We start from the raw sequence: 16,989 nt of genomic DNA, 5'->3' as shown, positions 1-16,989 counted from the left end.
CACGTCACCATGTTGACGTTGGTCGCCTCGAGATGCTCGTCCATGTTGACGGGCGGGATGGTGAAGGGGCCGATCGCCGCCGGGGTCAGGTCGACCACCAGCTTGCCGTCGGCGCGCAGCGCCGCGTCATGGACTTTGTGGGCATAGGCCGAGGTCGCGTCGAAGACGATGCCGATCTCGGCATAGTCGGGCAGCGCCCTGAGGCCTTCCAGCCCGTCATGGGTGGTGGCGATGCCCCGCTCGCGCGCCATCGCCAGCCCTTCGGACGCCGGATCGATGCCGACGACCGCCGCCAGCTCCATATTCTGCGGATATTTGATCATCTTGATCATCAGGTCGGTGCCGATATTGCCCGATCCGATGATCGCCGCCTTGATCTTCTGGTTCATGTTCAGGCTCCGTAGCTGAAGGTGCAGCTGCCCAGCCCGCCAATGCGGGTGCGCACCGCGTCGCCGGGGGTCAGCGCGACCATCGGGCCGAGCGCGCCGGACAGGAGGATATCGCCGGCGCGCAGCGGTTCACCACGCGACGCGAGGGTGCGGGCGAGCCACTGGACGGCGTTGAGCGGATGGCCGAGACAGGCGGCGCCAGCACCGATCGAGGCGATGTCGCCGTTGATCTCCAGTACCATCCCGCAGCTGTAGAGATCGAGCCCGGCGAACGGCCTGGGATCGTCGCCCAGCACGAAGAAGGCCGAGGAGCCGTTGTCGGCGACGGTGTCGGCGAAGCTGATCTTCCAGTCGGCGATGCGGCTGTCGACGATCTCGATCGCCGCCACGACATGATCGATCGCCGCGCCGATGGCGTCGATCGAGGGGTCCGGATCGGCGATGTCGCGGCCGAGCACGAAGGCGATCTCCGCCTCCACCTTGGGCTGGATCGCGCGGGCCGGGTCGAGCCGGCCGCCGTCGGCGATCCGCATGTCCGCGAACAGCGCGCCGAAATCGGGCTGGTCGACGCCGAGCTGCGCCTGGACGGCCTTGGCGGTCAACCCGATCTTGCGTCCGACGAGGCGCCGGCCCTCGCCGACCCAGTGGGCGGTGTTGATCGCCTGCACCGCATAGGCGCCGTCAATATCGGCGGGGTCGAGCGCGTCGCGCAGCGGCGCGATCGGGCCGGCGCCATAAGCCTCGCGCAGGCGGCGGGCGGTGAGGTCGAGATCCTTCTCCATGGCGATCGGGGTAGGTCCGGCCCTCGCTCGGGGTCAAATCGGTCTTGCGCTCAATTCCCGCTATGTGGGAAATGGCATTATGTCCCGGATCGGAACCTCGGCTCCCCAGACGCTGACCAGATCGCTGCTGCTGCTCGAGCGGATCATCGACGACGATCGCGGCCTGTCGCTGTCGGCGCTCGCCGGCGAACTGGGAATCTCCTCGTCGAGCGCGCATCGGCTCGCGGTCGGGTTCGAGAAGAGCGGCTTCCTGCTGCGGGTCGGGCGCGGCCATTATGTCGCGGGCCCGGTGCTGCTGCGGCTGGCCGGCGCGCGGCGCGACTGGGGCAGCTTCGCCGCGCGGGTGAGCCGGCCGATCCTCGGCCGCCTGGCGAAGCAGACCGGGAAGACCGTCCATCTCGGCGTGTTCGAGGAGAATATGGTCACCTATCTGCTCAAGATCGGCGACCGGAAAGGCGAGACGATCTCGCGCCAGGGGATGCAGCTGGAGGCCTATTGCTCGGGGATCGGCAAGATACTGTTGTCGCACCTGCCCGTGGCCGAGCGCGATACCTATCTCGCCACCGAACCCTTTGTCGGGCTGACCCCGACGACGATCACCTCGGCGGCGGGGCTCCGGACCGAACTCGATGCGGTCCGGACGCAGGGCTATGCGATCGACAATGAGGAGATGGTGCCGGGCCTGATCTGCCTCGCCGCGCCCGTCGCGCGGGCGGGCGATGTCGTGGCGGCGGTGTCGATGGTCGTCTCGCACGACGGCGCACCCTGCGCGCCGACCGAATTGCTGCCGCCGCTGCGCCGCGCGATCGGTGAGATCGAGGCGCGGCTGTTCCCGTACAGCGAGGAGGCGGCGGGCTGAGTCTTCGACCGGCCTCTAGCCCGCCGCGACCGTCTCCGCCGCCTCGGCCCAGACCGGGCCCTGGTCGAGATAGGCGCGCTGCTCGCAGATCTTGTCGCCGCGGATGCGGATGACGTCGCAACAGGGCACCGTCACCCATTTCCCGTCGAGCCGCTCATAATCGACATTGGCCTCGACGAAGATCAGCTCGCCCGCCTCGGTCACCCGCCAGATATTGTGCTTCAGCCGGCCGATCAGCGACCAGAAGATCAGCACCTGCTCGCGCGCATCGGCCTTGCCGATCACCGGCGGACGCCCGCCGAACACGAAGACATGATCGTCGGTCAGCATGTCGATGAAACCGTCGATGTCCTTGCGGTCGACGGCGCGGAAGCGTTCGAGCACCCAATGGTCGGACATATCCATCCCCTTGCCGGTTGAAGCTCAGAAGGTCGCGATCGCCGCCTGGGCGGCCTTGAAATGGTTGTCGGTGAAGATGTCGCGCATCGTCGCGGCGAGTTCGGGCTCGTGCGGGTCGAGCAGGGCATTGTTGCCCTCGACCCACTGGAAGTCGTGCTTGACCCGGTAGATCAGCCATTCGCCGGCCTCGCGGCGCAGCCAGAAATCATACCAGCCATATTGGGTGTTGTCGGAGGTGCCGAGGTCGGTCGCCTTCCAGTGCCGCGCGGTCATGTAGACCAGCGCATGGGCCCGGTCGCCGTCCACCGTGATGGCGAAGTTGGAATAGCTGTGGTGGCGGCGGACGGGCGACAGGATGAGGTCGGCGAAGCGGGTCCACAGGTCGGCGTCGACGCAGACCTCTTCCTGGCCGGTCAGGCGTTTGAAGTCGATGTTGACCGGATTGGTGAAGCAGGAGCGGTAGGCGGGCCAATTCCCGGTATCGAGGGCGCGGCCGAAGCGCAGGATCACCTTGGTGATCTGCTTGTCCTCCCACAGTTCGAGCAGCTTCTCCTCATTGGTCATCCCTGTGCTCCGCTCCCGATGATTGTCTTCTTGTGCCGGCCGTCGCCGGTGGTCAGAGGTCGCCGGCGGCGACCATCTCCCGTACCCGATCGAGGGTCGCGCCGACGGCGGCGACATAGGCGCCGCGCATGCCGTCGCCCTTCTCCTTCTCCTCGGCGCTGTCCGCGGCCACGCCGGGGAAGTTGATGCCGAAGGTGAAGGACAGGATCAGCCCCGCGTCGGATTCGCTGATGACGTTGTCGATCCAGCCGGTGCCGTCGAGCCGTTCGAACTGTACCTTGACCGGCGCGAACAGGGTGATGAACTCCTTGCTCTGCTGGCCCCGGAAGGTGACCTCGCGGGTGATGGTGTTGTCCTTGGTCTCCAGCACGTCGCACTGGGTCATGCCGGGGACGAAGGGCAGGGCGTTCTCGGCCTTCATCTCCAGCCCGCGCCACACCTGTTCGCGGGTCAGTTTCGGCTCGGCGCCCTCGGGGTTGACCGGGATGGCGTAAGAGAGGGTGTACATGGGTCGTGGTCCTTCAGATCGAAAGATAGCCGCCGTCGACGGCGATGGTCGCACCATTGACGAAGGAAGCCTGTGGGGAAAGGAGCCAGGCCGCCGCCTCGCCGATCTCGGACGGTTCGCCGAACCGGTTCATCGTGTGGCGCCGGCGCAGGCCGTCGAACACCGAGGCGAGTTGCGGATCCTCGCTCAGCCGCTGGATCATCGGGGTGCGGGTGATGCCGGGCAGGATCGCGTTCACCCGGATGCCGCGCGCGCCATAGTCGGCGCCCGCCGCCTTGGTCAGGCCCATCACGCCGTGCTTGGCGGCGCAATAGTCGGAGGCGCCGGCGAGCCCGACCTGTCCCAGCGACGAGGAGGTGTTGACGATCGCCCCGCCGCCCTGCGCCAGCATCGCCCGCGCCTGATATTTGATGCAGAGGAACACCGCCGTCAGGTTGATGCGGATCACCCGGTCCCATTCGTCGATGCCGATCTCGTCGAGCGGCTTGTTGCTCTGCTCGACCGCGGCATTGTTGAAGGCGCCGTCGATCCGGCCGAACCGGTCGACCGTGGCTTGGACCAACCCGGCGATCTCCGCCTCGGAGCCGAGGTCCGCCGCGACGAAATGGGCCTCGCCGCCCGCATCGGCCACCGCCTTGGTGGCGGCCTCGCCCGCCGCGCGCTGGACGTCGGTCAGGACCAGCCGCGCGCCGTGCGATGCCAGGACGAGCGCGGCGGCGGACCCGATTCCGCCGCCGGCCCCCGTGACCAGAATCGAAAGACCATCAAGACATCCGGCCACCAGTCGCCTCCTAGAAATTGAAGCTGACGCGCGCGCCATAGGTGCGCGGTTCTTCCAGATAGGCGGTTGCCGGGCCGGGAATGCCGGCCGCCGCGGTCGCCGCGATCACCGCCTTGTTGGAGATGTTCTTGATCCACAGGCCCGCGCTCCATCTGTTGGAATCCGCGAAATAGGTGATCGCCGCATTCTCGCGCCACACCGGCTTCTGCCGCGTGCCCGGGGTGTGGACGAAGTCCGCATAATAGGAACTCTCGTAGCGGGCGTCGACGGTCGGCCGGATATAGCCGTTCGCCAGATGGAAATCATGATGATAGGCGAGGTTGATCGTCCAGGTCGCCGCATAGGGCAGGCTCAGATTCTCGAACGCCTCCAGGCCCGGCACGGTGTATTTCTTGGTCCGCGCATGGAGATAGCCGACCGACGCCGAGAAGCGGTCGTCCGGCGTGGGCTGGAACACCGAATCGAGCTGCGCACCATAGGTCTCGGCCTTGGCGTTGAAGATCGGGTTGTAGGGCTTGCTGGCGTCATAGGCCTGCAGCAACAGGTCGCGGTAGGAATAATAGAAGCCCTCGACGTTGAACTGCAGCCGGTTGTCGAGGAAGCGGGTCTTCATGCCGCCGGTGATCGACGACAGCTTCGGCGAATTGATCAGGTTCGACGCCGTCGGGGTCGACGGGACCTCGTTGAAGGTGCCGGGCTGATAGGCCGTCTGATAGGTGAGATAGGCCATCACCGTCGACGTCAGGTCATATTCGGTGCCGAGCTTGTAGTCGATCCGGTTGAACGACTTGTTGAAGCTGTAGGGCAGGTTGCCGACGTCGGTCGAGATGCCGGTCGCCTTGCGCTTGTCGAGGCTGCCGCGGCCGCCGACGGTCAGGCGCCAGGCGTCGGTCAGCTCATAGGTCGCCTGGCCGAACAGGGCGATGCCCTTGACCCGGTGGTGGAGGACGCCGCTCGCGATGAAGCCGAACGGCCCTGTCGGCTGGCCGACGTAGGAATAGCCGTGGGTCTTCTGCGTGTAGGCATAGAGGCCGACCAGCCAGTTCAGCCGGTCGGAACTGCCGCTGAGGCGCAGTTCCTGCGTCACCAGCCGGTAGTCGTCCTCCTTATAGTCGGGGATGACGCCCAACCAATAGCGCGAGTTGGAGTCGAGCCGGAAATAGCCCGGGACATAGGTGAGGCTGACGCTGTCGTTGAGCTTCAGGTTGAGCTCGCCGCCGAAGGTCCAGAGGTGATATTTCTGCTTTTCCTTGATCGGCTGGCCGAAGGGCAGCAGCGCCGGATCGGCGAAGGCCCCGACCCGCAGCTCGTCCCACGGATTGTCGCGCAGGAAGGCATTCTCGCTGAACTGGCCGGTGGCCGGATCGAAGCCCTTGTTGACGAGGTTCGATGGCGAGCCGTCGCGGTTGACGTAGGTGCCCCACAGATAGAGGCTGAAATCCTCATTGGGATCGTAGAGCATGCTCAGGCGACCCGCGAAGTCCTTCTTCGAATAGGCGCCGGTCTCCATATAGCCGTCGCGGTCGGTGTAGTCGGCCGCCGCCCGCACCGCGAAGCTCTCGCCGAGCGGCAGGTTCTGCACCAGGGTGACGTGCTTGAGGCTGTAGTTGCCGGCCTCGAGCACGCCGCTGCTCTCCAGCTCCCGCGTCGGCCGCTTGAACGACACGTTGACCGTGCCGCCCAGCGCGTTGCGGCCGTAGAGCGTGCCTTGCGGCCCGGGCAGCACCTCGATCCGCTCGAGGTCGAAGAAGGGCTGGCTGGTGCCTTCACGCGGCGTGTAGATGCCGTTGACGTTGAAGGCGACGGTCGGCTCGACATTGCCGAAATCGAGGTTGGAGCCGACGCCGCGCAGGATCACCTGGGTGGTGGCGCCTTCCTGCTGGAAGCGCGCGCCGGGCACGATGTTCTGGACCGCGCGCAGGTCGGTCGTCCCGGTCTGGACCAGCGCGTCGCCGGTGAAGGCGGTGACGGCGGCGGGCGTCTTCTGCAGGCTCTCGCTCCGCTTCTGCGCGGTGACGACGATGTCCTGGATGCCGCTGACGGCTTCGGCCGCCTGGGGCGCCGTCGCCTGCTGTGCATGGGCGGTGCCGGTCAGGGCCAGTACGATGACACTGGCGCCTACAACTCGTGTCTTCCCCTTGATGGTCACGATCAACCCTCCTCATCCTGTTCTTTCCGGTCGGCCTGCCGGTCGCCGCTGCGGGGTCCCCGCGAGGCGTTTCTGTACTGCCGCCTCTAAAGTGTATCCTCTTTCATGTCATGGGGGATTCGTCAAGATAGGACTTATACATCCTAATAATTTGATTTCCCGCTATGGGGCGGCGTGTTTCGCCCGCGCCGTAGCAGAGGCCATCCGCAGGAAAAGGCATGGGAAATTCCCGGAAAGCGCCGAAACGGATGCGAATCGATGCCGATGGCTTCTGGCGCTCTCGCTCTCTCTCGGAGGTTGCCATCGATCTTGTGACGGCTGATTCGATCGCGAGCGCGCCGCTGGGCCTTCGGAGATAGGATGCCTAAGTCCTATATTGACAAAGCCGGACCTGAGATTGATTTTGTGTATCCACTCAGGGGGATGGATATGACGAAGCTGCTGATACTCTATTATTCCTCCTACGGGCATATCGAGGCGATGGCGCGCGCGGCGGCGGAGGGCGCGCGATCGTCGGGCTCGCAGGCCGATATCCGTCGGGTCGCCGAGACCGCGCCGGCCGAGGTCGCCCAGGCGATGCACTTCAAGCTCGAGCAGGACGCGCCGCTTGCCCTGGTCGAGGATCTGCCGGGCTATGACGCGATCATCGTCGGCGCACCGACCCGCTTCGGGCGCATGCCGTCGCAGATGGCGCAATTCTGGGACCAGACCGGCGCGCTCTGGGCGGGCGGCGCGCTGACCGGCAAGGTCGGCGCCGCCTTCACTTCGACCGCGACCCAGCATGGCGGTCAGGAGACCACGCTGTTCTCGATCATCACCAACCTGCTCCACCACGGCATGGTGATCACCGGACTTCCATATGCCTATCAGGGGCAGATGGGCGTCGAGGCGGTGAAGGGCGGGTCGCCCTATGGCGCCACCACGATCGCCGATGGCGACGGCTCTCGCCAGCCGAGCGACGCCGACCTCGACGGCGCCCGCTTCCTCGGCCGGCACGTCGCGGAGCTCGCGGCGAAGCTCGCGCGCTGACCGGCGTGGCGCCTCCGGAAGGAAGCAGGATGATCGACTTCTATTATAATTTCAGCCCCAACCCGATGAAGGTCGCCCTCTTTCTCGAGGAGGCCGGGCTCGCCTATCGGCCGGTGCCGGTCGACACGCTGCTTGGCGAGCAGTTCGCACCGGAGATCGTCAGGCTCAACCCGAACGGCAAGCTACCGATCATCGTCGAGGACGGTGTGGCCGTCTTCGACAGCAACGCGATCCTGCTCTATCTGGCCGAAAAGCATGGCCGCTTCCTGCCGGCGCCGGAGTATCGCGGCCAGTTGCTGTCCTGGCTGATGTTCGCAGCGAGCGGGGTGGGGCCCTATTCCGGCCAGGCGGTGCATTTCCGCCATTATGCCCCCGATCCCAAGGACTATCCGCTCCAGCGCTACGATTTCGAGGCGCGCCGCCATTTTACCGTGCTCGACGAGCATCTGGCGGGACGGAACTGGATGGTCGGCGACGGCTACGGCATCGTCGACATGGCGGTCTGGGGATGGGCCCGCAACATCGACTTCGTGCTGGGCGGCGAGTTTCGAGCGGGCTTCCCGAACCTGGTGCGGCTGATCGATGCGATCGAGGCGCGGCCGGCCGCCGCCGCCGCCGTGGGCCTGCGCGATCGCCATGCCTTCCAGCGCGAGTTCGACGAGCGCGCGCGACGCACCATGTTCCGGCACCTGAAGCCAGCATGAGTAAAACTGTATCCACTATTTGCATGTATTGCCGAGCTCGGCTACTGTCCGGCGGAGCGCGCGGTTTGGACGCGGACGCGAGAGAGGGAATCACGTGCCGCTGATCTCTGCCCAGATCATCAAGGGCCGCCCGCCCGAGCTGCGGGCAGCCTTCATGCGCGAACTGGCGGAAGCGGCGGTGCGGACGCTGGGCGTGCGCGAGGAATCGGTGCGCGTGATTCTTACGGAAATCGAGCCCGAGCATTGGGGCATCGGCCTACGCAACAAGGCCGAAATCGACGGGGAACGGAAATGAGTGACATGTATCGTCTGGCAGTGGTCCGGGCGCGCGACGGTCGCGGCACGGTGGTGGTCGAGCATGGCGGGTGTCTGCTGCCGCTCGACACTGTGCTGCCCGGCCGTTTTGCCACGTCTCCGGCCGATCTTCAGCCCCTGCTCGATGACTGGGTGAAAGTGGATGCAGATATTGCGGCTTTCGTCGATGCGACTGCGGCGGCCTTCGCCGGCGGCCAGCCGGCCGCGGCGGCGGACTTCCTGGCGCCGCTGGCCTTGCCGGGGAAGATCGTCTGTATCGGGTCCAACTATCACGACCATATCGCCGAAATGCCGATCCCGATGGTGCCGACCTACCCGTACAGCTTCATCAAGCCGGTCAACAACACGGTGCGCGGACCGGGCGAGCCGGTCGCGGTGCCGCGCCGGTCGAGCATGATGGACTGGGAGGCCGAGCTGGGCGTGATCATCGGCACGACCTGCAGCGACGTCGCAGCCGACGGCGCGCTGAGCGTGGTCGCGGGCTATGTAAACTTCAACGATCTTTCGGCGCGCGACTGGCTGGCAACCAAGCCGCCGGTGGGCGTCGACTGGGTCCAGCACAAGGCGTTCGACGGCTTCGCGCCGTTCGGTCCCTATCTGGTTCCCGCGCGCTTCGTCGCCGATCCGCAGGACCTGCCCGTGCGGCTCAGCGTCAACGGCGTGACCAAGCAGGACAGCTCGACCGCCGAGATGGTGTTCGGCGTCGCGGCGATCATCGAGCATATCAGCTCGATCATGACGCTCTATCCCGGCGACCTGATCGCCACCGGTACGCCTGCCGGGGTCGGCCATGGGCGCAACGAATATCTCAAGCCCGGCGACGAGGTGCGGATGGAGATCGGCCCGTTGGGCGAACTCGTGACCCCGATCGCATGACGGCCGCGACGCGCCCGCGCCCATTGACCGGCCCGCGCCTATTGACCGGCCCGCAGCCGATGTTATCGCCACGGCCATGGCGTCTCTCCACGAAGTCCTGAAACCGATCGATCGCGGTGACGGGCGACGCACCGCGGTTGAGGTCTATGAGGCCCTGCAGCAGTCGATCCTGAGCGGTCAGATCAGGCCCGGGACCATCCTCTCGCAGGTCGAGCTGGCGCGCGCGCTCAACGTCAGCCGCACGCCCGTCCGCGAAGCGATGCGCATGCTGCAGGAGGGCGGGCTGCTGGTCGGCGAGCCCAATTATCGCAGCCGGGTGGTGGGCTTCGATCCCCGCGACATCGAGGCGCTCTACATGAAGCGACTCGCGCTGGAGGCTCTGGGCGTCGCGATCACCACCCGCCGGATGAGCCCCGACCAGCTCGGCGAGCTGCGTGCGGTGGTCGAGTCGCTGGAAAGCGACGAGTCGCATGACAGCTTCGCTCAGTGGCAGGTCCTGCACCGGCGGCTCCATCGGCTGATCGTCGCCGAAGCGGGCGATTCGCTGGTCAGCGATCTGGAGCAGCTCGAATTGCGCAGCGAGCGCTACCAGTCGGCCTACAAGGGCGCGCATCTGGTCGGCTGGTGGCAGCGCGGCGAGGCCGAGCATCGCCAGCTGTTCGAAGCGATCGCAGGTGGCGATGCGCCGCGCGCCGGCGAGCTGGCGGCGCGCCACCTGGCGCGCACCGCGCTCGAGCTGCTGGCTGCGCTGGCGCCCGAATATGACACCGTGCGCCTGCGTCACGGCCTCAATTTCGCGATCGCCGGGGCTGCCGCGATCTGAAGCGGCGGGCGCTCGTTCCACACGACGGCCGGAAGCTCGTTCAGGAGGCAGGGCTGACGGCTTCTCCGCGGAGCCGTCGGCGAAGAGCCCCGATCAGCGCGGGGTAAGGCCCCCGAACAGCAGTTCGACCTGCGTCTCGATCACCTGCTCTATCGTGAAGCGTCCGTCGGGGCGGAACCAGTCGACCGTGCCGTTGAGGAGTTCGATGATCATCCGCAGGGTGATGTGCAGGTTCAGGTCGCTGCGGAATTTGCCCTGGCGGACGCCGTCCTGAAGCACGCCGTACCAGATCTGGAATATGTCCTGCCAGGCTTCCTCGACATAGCTGAACCGTTCGGACTTGGCGAAGAACTTGCGGTCGTTGGCGACGATCTTGAGCAGGTCGGGCTCTCTGACGAGGTTCTGCAGGCCGAAGTGGACCATCTGCCGGAGCCGCTCGGGCGCATCGGCATCGCTATGGGCGATGACCTCGTAATGCTTGAGCAGCGGCAGGACGAACGGACGGACGAGCTCGTCGAGCATGTCGTCCTTGGTCGCGAAATGATAATAGAGGCTGCCCGAAAGGATGCCGGCGGCATCGCCGATCTCGCGGATGCTCGCTGCCTCGAAGCCCTTCTCGGCGAAGAGGGTCCGCGCGATCTGCAATATCTCCTCGCGCCGGCCGCTCTTTCGGCGCGTGGCCGAGCGTTCCGCTGTCGCAACCTCTTTGGGCAAGCCTCGGTCCTCCTGATGGTACGGCCCCTCGCCGATCATCTAGCAACAGCACCGCAGGCGAGCAACCGGATGCTCGACGGAGTTCCCGACCGGCGAGGGCCGCTATCGTCGGCTCCACCGCGAGAATCCGCGAAACTGACCGGCGAACCGCTTGGCCGAACCGAGGTCCGGGCAGGCGGAAGGCGGTCTCCTCTCCTTCCCGCGCTGCCCGTCCGTCTCCGGAATATCCCGGGAAGGCCGGCCAAACGGCGATACGAGGGAGCCTAGGCCGATGCCTCCCGGCCAAGCAAGCGCTTTTTACATATCATGAGCGTGGCTCATTATTCGATATAGTCTCACGCAATCGCATTATTTGTCGGACGCAAACTCGAAAAGGGTTGACGGAGCGGAACGGCGAAATCATAACCAAGCGATCGCTAGGTTTGTTGTTTAGATACGGTTGGAGCGCGGAGGTCAGGGGCCGCCGAAGCTTCCAAAGGGAGAGGCAGAGCAGGTGTCGAAGCGAAATTTTGGCATATTCTTCGAGGTGTCGGTGCGCGGACGCTCCGCCGAGATCGAGCAGAAGACGTTCCACAACGTGCTGGAACAGATCGATATCGCCGATCAGCTCGGCTACGACGCCGCCTGGTTCGTGGAGCACCACTTCACCCGTGGCTTCTCGCATTCCTCGGCGCCCGACCTGATGCTCGCCGCTGCGGCGCGGACCACCAAGAACATCAAGCTCGGCCTCGGCGTCATGCTGCTGCCCTTCCTGAGCCCGATCCGGGTCGCGGAACGGGTCGGCACGCTCGACGTGATCAGCAACGGGCGGGTCCTGTTCGGTACCGGGCGTGGCGCATCGCCGCTCGAATATCAGGCCTTCCAGCGCCCGTTCGAGCAGAGCCGCGAGATTTGGGAGGACCATCTCGACGCGGTGCTGGAGATCTTCAAGGCCGACGGCGCCGAAGTGACCCGCAGCGGCAAATATTACGAGATTCCGGGCGTGTCGGTCCTGCCCCGCGTCGTCCAGAAGCCACACCCCGAAGTGTGGGTCGCGTCGACCAGTCTCGACGGCTTCCTCGCCGCCGCCAAGCATGGCTATCACCTGCTGTGCATGCCGATCCTCAAGGGTCTCGCCGGTCTCGCCGAGGACATCGCCGAATATAAGGCGGAGCTCGCCCGCAACGGCTTCGATCCCGAAAAGGCCCGGATCGCGATCATGGTGCCGTGGCACGTCACCCATGCGGATTCGGACATCGAGGAGATCGTCAGCGCCTATATCTGGTATCTGCGTCGGCAGATCAGCCTCGTGGCGCCGCCCGACTACACCGATGCGCGCCATGCGACCCATCGGCTGTTCGGCCAGACCGCGGTCGGCATGACCGAGGAGAAGGCGCTCCAGGAGCTCACCGACAACCGGATGGTGGTGATCGCCAATCCGGAGGACTCGCGCAAGGCGATGGAGGAATTCTTCGCCGCCGGCGCGACCGACCTGATCCTCCAGTTCGAGGTGGGCGGCATCGCCCACAGTGAGATCGTGAGCTCGATGAACCTGTTCGCGACGGAAGTCGCCGGCTTTGCCGGCACCGACGTCCCCGCGCGCAAGCTCAGCGCCGCCGTCGGAGGCTGACATGCAGTGGCATACGCGCCGGGATCTCCTGGCGGCCCGTCCGTCCGCGCCTGCGGGCTCCATCCTGTTCGCCGGTGAACCGACCGAGGAGGTGGTCGCCCTCGGACCCGAGGATTGGGACGCCGCCGAGGGGATCGCACGGGAGGCGCTCAGGGGATGCGAGCTCGGATCGCGCGACCGCGTCCTGATCGCGATGGAGCAGCCGGCCTCGCTGGCGGTCGCGCTCCTCGCCCGCGCGGCCGCGCCGCTCGTCCAGTCGGTGGCGGTCACCGGCGCGCGGGGCCGGATGCGGTTGCTGTCGGCGATCCGGTCGCTCAAGCCCAATGTACTGATCATCACCCCTTGCGGCGCCGCCGATTTCCTGGCGCGGCTCTACATGGAGTTCAACGTCGATCCGGTCGAGCTGGGCCTGGAGCGGATCGTCATCGGCGGGGAGGTCGCGAGCGGCGGCCTGCGCAAGCGCCTCGCCCGTGAATTCGAGGCCGAGGTCGCCGAGCTTTATTTCGATCCCTATTTCGGCCTGCCGCTGGCGTCGCGCTGCGGCGGCCAGTGGGAAGCGGCGGGCGGCACCGTCGCGCTCGCATCCCCCGACAAGGACGAGATCCTCGCCGAGGACTTGGCCGGCGACGTTGCCGATGCCGAGATCGTCATCCGGCCGACATTCTGCGCGGCGCTGAAGGACAGCGTGTTGCGCACGGGGACGCTCCGTGCGGCGCCGAAGAGCGATGCCGGCCTGTTCGACCGCACCTATGGCGACCATGTGCTGCTGCGCGGCCGCTGGATTTCGCTGGCCGCGCTGCGCAGGCAGCTCGCGCTGATCGACGGCGTGTCGGCCTGGACGCTCGAGATCGACCGCGGCGAGCGCACGCTCGACGCGGCGACGCTCAAGGTCGGCTTCAACCGCGAGACGCTGGTCAGGAATCCGATGTGGCTGGCCCGGATCGACCAGGCGATCGCTGCGGCCTGTCCGGTGACGATCGCGGTCGAAACCTCATTGGCGGGCGAGATCGAAGGCAAGCCGCACGGCGCCGTCGAGGATCTGCGCGGCCAGCATCGCGCCGCTCCGGGCACAGCCGCATGAGTCGGCGGGTCATCCTGACCGGCGCGGCCGGGGCGATCGGTGCGGCGATCGCGGCGCTGCTCGCCGCGCGCGACTGGCAGGTGATCGGCATCGATCGCGCCTTTCCGGACGGCGCGCCCGCGCTGGCCGAGCAGGTGGCGCAGGATATCGCCGACGCGCCGGGCTACCGCGCCGCGCTCGAACGCATCCTGGCCGACGGGCCGGTCCATGGCCTCGTCAACTGCGCCGGTATCGCGCAGGTCGGCCGCTTCCTCGACCAGGAGCCCCGCTGGGACCTGCTGGTGGCGGTCAACCTGACCGCCGCGATCCAGGCTTGCCATGCCGTGGTGCCGTCGATGATCGCGGCCGGCGGCGGATCGGTGGTCAACATCATCTCGGATTCGGCGCGGGCCGGCGCGGCGGGGGAAGCCGTCTACTCGGCCACCAAGGGCGGGCTCGCCGCCTTCACCCGCAGCCTCGCGCAGGAAGTCGGGCGCTTCGGGGTCCGCGTGAACAATGTCTCCCCGGGCCCGGTCCGCACGCCGATGTCGGCGGCGCATGGCGACGTTATGGACAAGCTCGCCGCCAAGACGCCGATGAAGCGTGTGGCCGAGGCGGTGGATATCGCCGGGGCGGTCGCCTTCTTCCTTGGCGAGGATTCGACCTTCGTCACCGGTCAGACCTTGAGCGTCAGCGGCGGTCTGACGATGGTGGGCTGACATGGCAACGACCCAGGCCCTCGCCGCCGACCATCGCAGCATCGCGCATCTGCTGCGCGATCGCGCCGCCGAATATGCGGACCGGATAGCCGTCCGCGACGGCGACCGCGAGACCAGCTTTCGCGACCTGCACGAACAGGCGCGCCGCATGGCCCGCGCGCTGATCTCGGCCGGAATCGAGCCTGGCGACTTCGTCGTCTGCTGGGCGCCCAACGTCACCCGCTGGGTGATCGCCGCGCACGCCGCCTGGATGGCGGGGGCGGTCCTGATGCCGCTGTCGACCCGGCTCAAGGCGCGCGAAGTCGGTCCGCTGCTCGAGGCGACCGGCGCCAAGCTGCTGATCACCGTCGGCCAATGCGCCGGCACCCGGCTGATCGACATCGTCAAGGCCGCTTATGGCGCGGGCGACGGGCGTCCGTTCGACCGCCTGCCGGCCGTGCGCCACATCGTCCGGCTCGACGAGGACAGTGTCTCTGCGCCGGGCGAGATCGGCTTCGTCGATTTCCTGGCGAGCGGCGAGGCGGTGTCCGACGCCGATCTCGACGCGGTGATCGCCGGGATCGACGGCGAAATGCTGGCGGAGGTGATGTTCACCTCCGGTTCGACCGGCGCGCCCAAGGGGGTGCAGCTCAACCATGGCCAGCTGATGCGCGCCTATCGCGACTGGGCCGACGTCGCGGCGCTGCGTGCGGGCGACGTCTATCTGGTGATCCCGCCCTTCTCGCACGGCTTCGGCCTCAATGCGGGCATCCTCGCCAGCGCCGAGCGCGGGATGACGATGGTGCTGATGGACATCTTCGATCCGGCGCGCGCGCTGGAACTGATCCTGCGCCACGGCATCACCGTCGCCTCGGGGCCGCCCAACCTCTATCTCAGCCTGCTCGACCAGCGCGCCCGCACGGGGGCCGAGGTGACGACCCTGCGCGTCTGCTTCATCGGCGCGGCGAGCGTGCCGATGGAATTGCTGCGCCGCGTGCGCGCCGAGCTGGGCGTGTCGCGGGCGATCAACGCCTATGGCCTGATCGAGGGCTGCGTCGTGTCGATGACCCGCGCCGACGATCCCGAGGACGTCATCTCGACGACCACCGGCCGGCCGATGGACGGGGTCGAGATCCGCATCGTCGACGACGAGAACCGGCCGGTGCCGCAGGGCCAGACCGGCGAGATCGTCATGCGCGGCTACAACGTCATGCAGGGCTATTGGCGCGAGCCGGCGCTGACCGCCGCCGCGATCGATGCCGAGGGCTGGCTGCACAGCGGCGATATCGGCCTGCTCGAAAGCCATGGCTGCATCCGCATCGTCGACCGCAAGAAGGACATGTTCACCTGCGGCGGCTTCAACGTCTACCCGGCCGAGGTCGAGAATCTGCTGCTCTCCTCCGGGCTGATGTCGGCGGCGTCGGTGGTCGGTATCGCCGACCGGCGGCTGGGGGAGGTCGGCGTGGCGTTCGTCATTCCGCACCCCGGCAGCACCGCCACGGCCGAGCAGCTGACCGCCTGGGCCCGCGAGAACATGGCCAATTACAAGGTTCCCCGGACATTCGTGCTCGGCACCGAACTTCCGCTCAACGCAAATGGCAAGGTGGCGAAAGATGTACTCCGAACAAACGCCCGCCAATATTCAGACGCTGGAGAAGCCTGAAGTGGCGCGCATGAAATTCTCCGCTTTCCTGCTCTACCACCAGCATGCCGGGTGGAGCGAGAAGCAGGTCTACGACTACAACACCGAGCTGGTCGAGCATCTCGAGGAATGCGGCTTCGATGGCGTCTGGGTCGCCGAGCATCATTTCCGCGACTATGGCCTGTGCACCAACATCCCGGCGATGCTGTCCTACCTCGCCGCGCGCACCTCGAAGATCCGCCTCGGCAGCGGCGTGCTGATCCTGCCGCTCCACAACCCGATCCTGATCGCGGAGGAGATCGCCCAGCTCGACCTGCTGTCGAACGGCCGCTTCGATTTCGGCATCGGTCGCGGCTACCAGTCGCTGGAGTTCAGCCGCCTGGGCGTCGACCTGTCCGAGGCGCGCGAGCGGTTCGACGAGGCGCTGGATCTGATCAACCGGCTGTGGCGCGAGGACGACGTCAGCTATTCGGGCAAATTCTACCAGTGCGAAGGCGTCAACCTGAAGCCCAAGCCGATGCAGGCGGCGATTCCGACCTGGGTGGCGTCGGTCAGTCCCGATACGGTGCAGCGCTATGCGACGCGCGGCTTGCCGATCATGGCCGACGCGCTGGCGACCTTCGGCTCGCTCAAGCGCGCGTCGGAAGCCTGGCACGAGGCGATGGCGGCGGCCGGACATGCCACCGAGGGCCATTCGCTTTGCGCGATGCGCAGCGTCTATGTCGCCGAGACCAACGAAAAGGCACGCGAGGATTTCCAGGCGTTCGAGGCCGGTTTCGACCGCGGCAAGATCATCAACAAGGAAAGCGCGCCGATCGACCCCAAGACGGGCAAGATCGCCAAGGGCTACGAATCCTGGGAAGCCAAATATATGAAGGGCGGGGAGGTCAGCGACGACTTCCGCTGGGACAAGATGGAAGTGATCGGCGACCCCGAACGGGTGATCGGCCAGGTTCGGATGCTGCAGGATTTCGGCTATTCGAACCTGATGTGCGATTTCGGCAGCACGAGGCCGTTGCCGATGCCCGAGATGAAGCGTCTGGTGTCCTTCTTCGCCAAGGAGGTGATGCCGGCCTTCCGGTAGTTCC

18 protein-coding genes and 1 pseudogene are annotated in these 16,989 nt (G+C 66.6%); 11 read left to right on the top strand and 8 right to left on the bottom strand.

The window, feature by feature from the left end:
- Positions 1-389 (bottom strand): annotated as a pseudogene (locus ASE22_RS10835) (acetaldehyde dehydrogenase (acetylating)); the annotation flags it as partial.
- Between the two features lie 2 nt (positions 390-391).
- On the bottom strand, positions 392-1,171 hold the full coding sequence (locus ASE22_RS10830; protein ID WP_056358642.1) for a 2-keto-4-pentenoate hydratase: 780 nt from the start codon (positions 1,169-1,171) through the stop codon (positions 392-394).
- Between the two features lie 79 nt (positions 1,172-1,250).
- Between ASE22_RS10830 and ASE22_RS10825 the strand changes: the two genes are divergently transcribed.
- Complete coding sequence (locus tag ASE22_RS10825; protein ID WP_056358640.1) at positions 1,251-2,030, top strand: IclR family transcriptional regulator; 780 nt, start codon at positions 1,251-1,253, stop codon at positions 2,028-2,030.
- Between the two features lie 15 nt (positions 2,031-2,045).
- Here the strand turns inward: ASE22_RS10825 and ASE22_RS10820 are convergent, their stop codons facing one another.
- The 5 genes from ASE22_RS10820 to ASE22_RS10800 are packed head-to-tail and all read right to left on the bottom strand — an operon-like array spanning position 2,046 to position 6,431.
- Positions 2,046-2,429, bottom strand: a complete 384-nt coding sequence (locus tag ASE22_RS10820; RefSeq protein ID WP_162248288.1) for a nuclear transport factor 2 family protein — start codon at positions 2,427-2,429, stop codon at positions 2,046-2,048.
- A gap of 24 nt (positions 2,430-2,453) precedes the next feature.
- Positions 2,454-2,993 carry a nuclear transport factor 2 family protein gene (locus ASE22_RS10815; RefSeq protein WP_056358632.1) on the bottom strand — a complete coding sequence of 180 codons (540 nt, stop codon included), beginning with the start codon at positions 2,991-2,993 and terminating at the stop codon, positions 2,454-2,456.
- Between the two features lie 52 nt (positions 2,994-3,045).
- Positions 3,046-3,501, bottom strand: coding sequence for an SRPBCC family protein (locus tag ASE22_RS10810; protein WP_056358629.1), 456 nt, complete (start codon positions 3,499-3,501; stop codon positions 3,046-3,048).
- A gap of 13 nt (positions 3,502-3,514) precedes the next feature.
- Positions 3,515-4,282 carry an SDR family NAD(P)-dependent oxidoreductase gene (locus tag ASE22_RS10805; RefSeq protein WP_200933270.1) on the bottom strand — a complete coding sequence of 256 codons (768 nt, stop codon included), beginning with the start codon at positions 4,280-4,282 and terminating at the stop codon, positions 3,515-3,517.
- Between the two features lie 10 nt (positions 4,283-4,292).
- A complete protein-coding gene (locus ASE22_RS10800; protein WP_162248289.1) occupies positions 4,293-6,431 on the bottom strand; it encodes a TonB-dependent receptor in 2,139 nt (712 codons plus the stop codon).
- A gap of 429 nt (positions 6,432-6,860) precedes the next feature.
- Between ASE22_RS10800 and wrbA the strand changes: the two genes are divergently transcribed.
- The 5 genes from wrbA (at position 6,861) to ASE22_RS10775 (ending at position 10,178) form a co-directional block, all read left to right on the top strand.
- Positions 6,861-7,460, top strand: a complete 600-nt coding sequence (wrbA, locus tag ASE22_RS10795; RefSeq protein WP_056358851.1) for an NAD(P)H:quinone oxidoreductase — start codon at positions 6,861-6,863, stop codon at positions 7,458-7,460.
- Between the two features lie 29 nt (positions 7,461-7,489).
- Entirely contained in the window at positions 7,490-8,164 is a 675-nt protein-coding gene (locus ASE22_RS10790) for a glutathione S-transferase family protein (protein WP_056358621.1), read from the top strand.
- Between the two features lie 19 nt (positions 8,165-8,183).
- On the top strand, positions 8,184-8,459 hold the full coding sequence (locus ASE22_RS10785; RefSeq protein WP_327196970.1) for a tautomerase family protein: 276 nt from the start codon (positions 8,184-8,186) through the stop codon (positions 8,457-8,459).
- Between the two features lie 5 nt (positions 8,460-8,464).
- Entirely contained in the window at positions 8,465-9,355 is an 891-nt protein-coding gene (locus ASE22_RS10780; protein WP_056358616.1) for a fumarylacetoacetate hydrolase family protein, read from the top strand.
- 76 nt (positions 9,356-9,431) lie between these two features.
- Complete coding sequence (locus tag ASE22_RS10775) at positions 9,432-10,178, top strand: GntR family transcriptional regulator (RefSeq protein WP_056358614.1); 747 nt, start codon at positions 9,432-9,434, stop codon at positions 10,176-10,178.
- Between the two features lie 93 nt (positions 10,179-10,271).
- Here ASE22_RS10775 and ASE22_RS10770 read toward each other — a convergent pair whose 3' ends face one another.
- Positions 10,272-10,892, bottom strand: coding sequence for a TetR/AcrR family transcriptional regulator (locus ASE22_RS10770; RefSeq protein ID WP_056358848.1), 621 nt, complete (start codon positions 10,890-10,892; stop codon positions 10,272-10,274).
- A 493-nt stretch (positions 10,893-11,385) separates the two neighbouring features.
- On the opposite strand from ASE22_RS10770, the gene ASE22_RS10765 reads away from it, so the two are divergent.
- From ASE22_RS10765 to ASE22_RS10745, 5 genes are read left to right on the top strand one after another with little or no spacing between them, the layout of a single operon-like run.
- Complete coding sequence (locus ASE22_RS10765; protein ID WP_056358609.1) at positions 11,386-12,501, top strand: LLM class flavin-dependent oxidoreductase; 1,116 nt, start codon at positions 11,386-11,388, stop codon at positions 12,499-12,501.
- Position 12,502: 1 nt separating this feature from the next.
- Entirely contained in the window at positions 12,503-13,582 is a 1,080-nt protein-coding gene (locus ASE22_RS10760; RefSeq protein WP_056358606.1) for a hypothetical protein, read from the top strand.
- Entirely contained in the window at positions 13,579-14,280 is a 702-nt protein-coding gene (locus ASE22_RS10755) for an SDR family NAD(P)-dependent oxidoreductase (RefSeq protein ID WP_056358603.1), read from the top strand. Before ASE22_RS10760 ends, ASE22_RS10755 begins: the two co-directional genes overlap by 4 nt.
- Before the next feature lies 1 nt (position 14,281).
- Positions 14,282-15,922 (top strand): AMP-binding protein, encoded by a 1,641-nt coding sequence (locus ASE22_RS10750; protein ID WP_056358600.1) that lies wholly within the window; start codon positions 14,282-14,284, stop codon positions 15,920-15,922.
- Positions 15,873-16,985 (top strand): LLM class flavin-dependent oxidoreductase, encoded by a 1,113-nt coding sequence (locus tag ASE22_RS10745; RefSeq protein WP_235536207.1) that lies wholly within the window; start codon positions 15,873-15,875, stop codon positions 16,983-16,985. Before ASE22_RS10750 ends, ASE22_RS10745 begins: the two co-directional genes overlap by 50 nt.
- Positions 16,986-16,989: the final 4 nt, after the last annotated feature.

The sequence above is a fragment of the Sphingomonas sp. Root720 genome, from assembly GCF_001428605.1.
In the GTDB taxonomy this organism is placed as follows: Bacteria; Pseudomonadota; Alphaproteobacteria; order Sphingomonadales; family Sphingomonadaceae; genus Rhizorhabdus.
The sequence above is the reverse complement of the archived record's forward strand: the minus strand, read 5'-3'. Positions and strand labels throughout refer to the sequence as shown.